General features: G+C 58.0%; 4 protein-coding genes and 2 pseudogenes. 4 read left to right on the top strand and 2 right to left on the bottom strand.

The features are described from left to right. Positions 1-154, bottom strand: a pseudogene (locus C7H09_RS20080) (IS5/IS1182 family transposase); the annotation flags it as partial. Positions 155-891: 737 nt separating this feature from the next. Between C7H09_RS20080 and C7H09_RS00855 the strand changes: the two are divergent. Next, positions 892-1,269, top strand: a complete 378-nt coding sequence (locus C7H09_RS00855) for a thiol-disulfide oxidoreductase DCC family protein (protein WP_106760779.1) — start codon at positions 892-894, stop codon at positions 1,267-1,269. A gap of 11 nt (positions 1,270-1,280) precedes the next feature. On the opposite strand, the gene C7H09_RS00850 is transcribed toward C7H09_RS00855, so the two are convergent. Continuing rightward, a complete protein-coding gene (locus C7H09_RS00850; RefSeq protein ID WP_165794760.1) occupies positions 1,281-2,189 on the bottom strand; it encodes a bestrophin family protein in 909 nt (302 codons plus the stop codon). Positions 2,190-2,743: 554 nt separating this feature from the next. Here C7H09_RS00850 and trxC point away from each other — a divergent pair. The 3 genes and pseudogenes from trxC to C7H09_RS20075 all read left to right on the top strand — a co-directional run. Next, positions 2,744-3,184, top strand: a complete 441-nt coding sequence (gene trxC / locus C7H09_RS00845; protein WP_106760777.1) for a thioredoxin TrxC — start codon at positions 2,744-2,746, stop codon at positions 3,182-3,184. Between the two features lie 26 nt (positions 3,185-3,210). Further along, a complete protein-coding gene (locus C7H09_RS00840; protein ID WP_106760776.1) occupies positions 3,211-3,513 on the top strand; it encodes a hypothetical protein in 303 nt (100 codons plus the stop codon). Between the two features lie 67 nt (positions 3,514-3,580). Then, positions 3,581-3,734: pseudogene (locus tag C7H09_RS20075) on the top strand (IS5/IS1182 family transposase); the annotation flags it as partial.

Genomic DNA, 3,734 nt, shown 5'->3' with positions numbered 1-3,734 from the left:
TGCCTTCGTAGCGGGCGTAAAACGCACTCAAATCCAGCTCCTCGACAACATCACTGACAAAATAGGCCAGGTGGCCATCAGGCAGCCACTCGTTCAGGCTTGGGGGAAGGAGCAATTCCTGGTCGGGCGAGTACGGGCGGAAAGTGGTTCCCATCAGACGTCCTGTTGCCGAAAAATTTTCGGTTTATTATGCCAGAAACGGACTTCTGCCGCGCAGACTCCTAGGGGGGGATAACTGTGATACCTATGGGAAAGCCGGGACAGATCTATTAATGCGGTTATTTCGGTAAGCTGGCACTCGTTTCACGTTGGCTGCGCGGTAGGCTTCAAAGGCAACAGGAGGATGACATTGCCGATCGTGGATCTGGACAGCTGGACGCTGTCACAGAGCATCGTGGTTTTCAGCGTCTGTGCGCTGGTCATTGCAATTGCGGGCACACGCATCACACGTGTGGTCGACCAGCTCGCCGACCGGACCGGGCTGGGTGAGGCGACCGCTGGAGCCGTGCTTCTGGGGGCAGCGACGTCCCTCAGTGGTTCGTGCTCTCGGTAACAGCGGCCTACCGCGGGCACCCGGAGTTGGCTGTGAGTAATGCTCTCGGGGGCATCGCGGTACAGACCTTTTCCTGGCTATTGCCGATATGGTCTACCGTGGTGCAAACCTGGAACACGCGGCGGCCTCGGCTCCGAACATGATGCAGAACGACCTGCTGATCAGGTTCCTGGCAATCGAGAAGCCTGCGAGCCAGACATTGATCGAAACGCGCCTGGCAGTTCAGGGCGATGGTACAGCCTCTGGCGGGTTATGTCTGAGATCGGAAGGGTTAACGGGAGCCACGCAGTGCTTTATCGTGTAATCAGGTGAATGCGATGCAAACAGGGGGGATAGCGATGACGGCACCAGGCGATCAGCTTCGTGTGTTCTACGATGGCGCCTGCCCAAGCTGTGTCAAGGATCGCAGGCTCTATGAACGACTCGCGGGCAGGACCGGCGAATCGGTGGAGTGGGTGGATATCAGCGGCCGAGATGAGGAGTTGGAGGAACGTGGTATAGACCCGAAAGCCGCGCTTCAGGAGCTCCATGTGGAAGATGGCCAGGGCAACATCCACCGGGAACTGGATGCCTATATTCTGTTGATGTCGCGGGTCTGGCTGCTGAAACCGCTTGCCTGGCTGATTGGCTTGCCGGTAATTCGGCCAGCGCTGGCAAAGCTGTATCACAAATGGGTGAGCGAGCGGCTGGAGCGAACCGGGCGCATGCCGTTGTAACCGCCGGGCCCTTACTGCAACTGGTATTTGACCGGCTGCAGCGGTTCGGGTGCCGGGTCGCCCAGGGCTTCGGCAACACTGATTTCATGAATGCGGCAGATGGCATCCAGCGGCAGGTCGTTGGTGTGTCGGCCAAAGGGAAACTCAAGCTGTTCAGACAGGCGATCCAGCCCGAAAAACGTGTAGGCCACGATGGCGGTGAACACCGGCGTAAACCAGCCTGCGACGCCTACCAGCCCGAACGGGAGCAGGTAGCAGAACACATACGCCGTGCGGTGAGCCAGCAGGGTGTAGGCAAAAGGCAACGGGGTGAGGGCAATGCGTTCCGAGGCCGCCTGAATGCCCGCGAGGCCATGAAGGTGCTGGTCTACGGCCGCGGTTGCTACAGAATCCAGATCGCCCGCCTTGTGGGCTTCGGCGAGTACATCTCCGGCTCGGTGCAGCATGAAGGCGGCGGGGTTGCGGGTGCTCAGGGCCTGGTCAATGAGTTCGGGCGCCAGTGACCCCGGCAGATCAGACCGTACATCTTCTCCCCGCAACTGGCCGCGCAGCAGGTGAGCGTGAGCAAGGCATCGGGTCAGAAGCTCCCGCCGTCGCTCCGGGCTCAGGTAAATGGTGCCAGTCCGCGCCAGGCTGCGAAATTCGTACACCATATGCCCCCAGTGTTTTCTGGCTGCCCACCAGCGGTCGTAGGTGGCGGTGTTGCGCACGCTTAAAAAGATGGACAGGGCGATGCCCATGATCGTGAACGGCAGAAGTGTGTAGTCGACCATGCCGTCGAGGTAGTGGTGGCGCGAAACCCAGGTAACGGCGGCTGCAAACATTCCCGTAAGCAGAATGTGCGGCAGAATGTGGGGGACAACAGACCCTTTCCAGGCCAGCAACAGCCGGAGTGGGCCGGGGCGCTCGCGAACAATCACGGTTAACACTCCTGGGATGGATGATGGCCTTGCCTGAGGGTTGGCCGCTGTGATTCCTATGCCTTTTTACGGAGAACCCACTCGTTACAGAAGAGGGTAAGCTTTTTTAAGCGAGGGGGGCAGCACTCTGGCCGTTGCCTGGCATTACCCTGTGGTTTCAGGGGCAACCAGATCAGGCGGCGGATTTGTGGCAGCAGTCACTGTCGCAGGGTGATAGCAGGTAAGTGCTCGAAACTTCGAGAAACTGTTCGATAATCTGTGTCATCAAGATTCCCTCTGATTGTTTATTTGAAATGCAACCTAATAGTTTGGGGCGCATTCCTATAAAAAACTTCGGAAAACCGAAACACATTGATACCGCTTGGCGCCGGGGCTGTAAATTCCGACTGTTTTATCGACAGTCCCATGGCGCTTGAGCCTCTGACATCGACTTACTTTGATGGTAGCGGAAAGCGGTTGATGCGTGTTCGTGAGATGCGGTTTTTCGTGCAGCTTGATTTCTCTTCTCCTGCCCCGATTATTTCTACCATCAGCCAATCAGAGGCCCGTTCATCATGACTGACGTTCGACACCTGGTATGTCCCCATTGCCACAAAGTGAATCGCGTACCGGCCGACAAGTTGTCTTCCGGCGGCAATTGTGGCGCCTGCAAACAGCCACTGTGGCCGGATCAGGTTCTGGAGTTAACGGAGCAGAGTTTTGCTAGTCATACCGGGCGCAGCGATCTGCCCGTGTTAGTAGACTTCTGGGCCAGTTGGTGTGGCCCGTGCAAAATGATGGCTCCCCAGTTCGAGCAGGCCGCGAAGGCGTGGCACGGGAAAGTGCGCTTTGCCAAGCTGAACACCGAGCAAGCCCCCGGGCCAGCCGGTCGGTTTGCGATCCGCAGCATACCGACCCTGATTCTGTTCCAGAACGGCCGGGAGGTGGCGCGCCAGAGTGGCGCCATGAATCAGGCGCAGATCAGCCAGTGGCTGCAATCGCGGGGTATTCGCTAGGAAAACCGGGATAAAGGGGCCGTACCATGAAGTTTCTGCTCATCGGAGTGTTCGTCGCCATCGTTGCGTTCCTGATCTGGCGCAGCAAACAAAACACTGCCCCTGAAGAGCAAGCCTGCGCCATCGACATTGGCAAGCTACTCAAAGCCAACCCGGATGCGCAGCCGCAGGCTATTGCCGATGTGTTCCAAAGGCACGGCATTGATCAATTTCGGTGTAAGGCTGTGGGCGCGATGGTGATGCCGCAGTTGCGAAAGCAGGGTTTAAAGCCGGAGGATGCCAGGATTGTGATGGGGCGGGTGAGGGCGGCTTACCCTCTTGTGCCCTAGGAGTCTGCGCGGCAGAAGTCCGTTTCTGGCATAATAAACCGAAAATTTTTCGGCAACAGGACGTCTGATGGGAACCACTTTCCGCCCGTACTCGCCCGACCAGGAATTGCTCCTTCCCCCAAGCCTGAACGAGTGGCTGCCTGATGGCCACCTGGCCTATTTTGTCAGTGATGTTGTCGAGGAGCTGGATTTGAGTGCGTTTTACGCCCGCTACGAAGGCA

This window comes from Marinobacter fuscus, assembly GCF_003007675.1.
Classification (GTDB): Bacteria; Pseudomonadota; Gammaproteobacteria; order Pseudomonadales; family Oleiphilaceae; genus Marinobacter; species Marinobacter fuscus.
This window is presented reverse-complemented; position numbering and strand designations above follow the sequence as displayed.

What these genes read in the sequence shown, in the direction of transcription:
- C7H09_RS00855 (WP_106760779.1), top strand. Translation starts at nt 892, where the DNA reads ATGACGGCACCAGGCGATCAGCTTCGTGTGTTCTACGATGGCGCCTGC.
- trxC (WP_106760777.1), top strand. Translation starts at nt 2,744, where the DNA reads ATGACTGACGTTCGACACCTGGTATGTCCCCATTGCCACAAAGTGAAT.
- C7H09_RS00840 (WP_106760776.1), top strand. Translation starts at nt 3,211, where the DNA reads ATGAAGTTTCTGCTCATCGGAGTGTTCGTCGCCATCGTTGCGTTCCTG.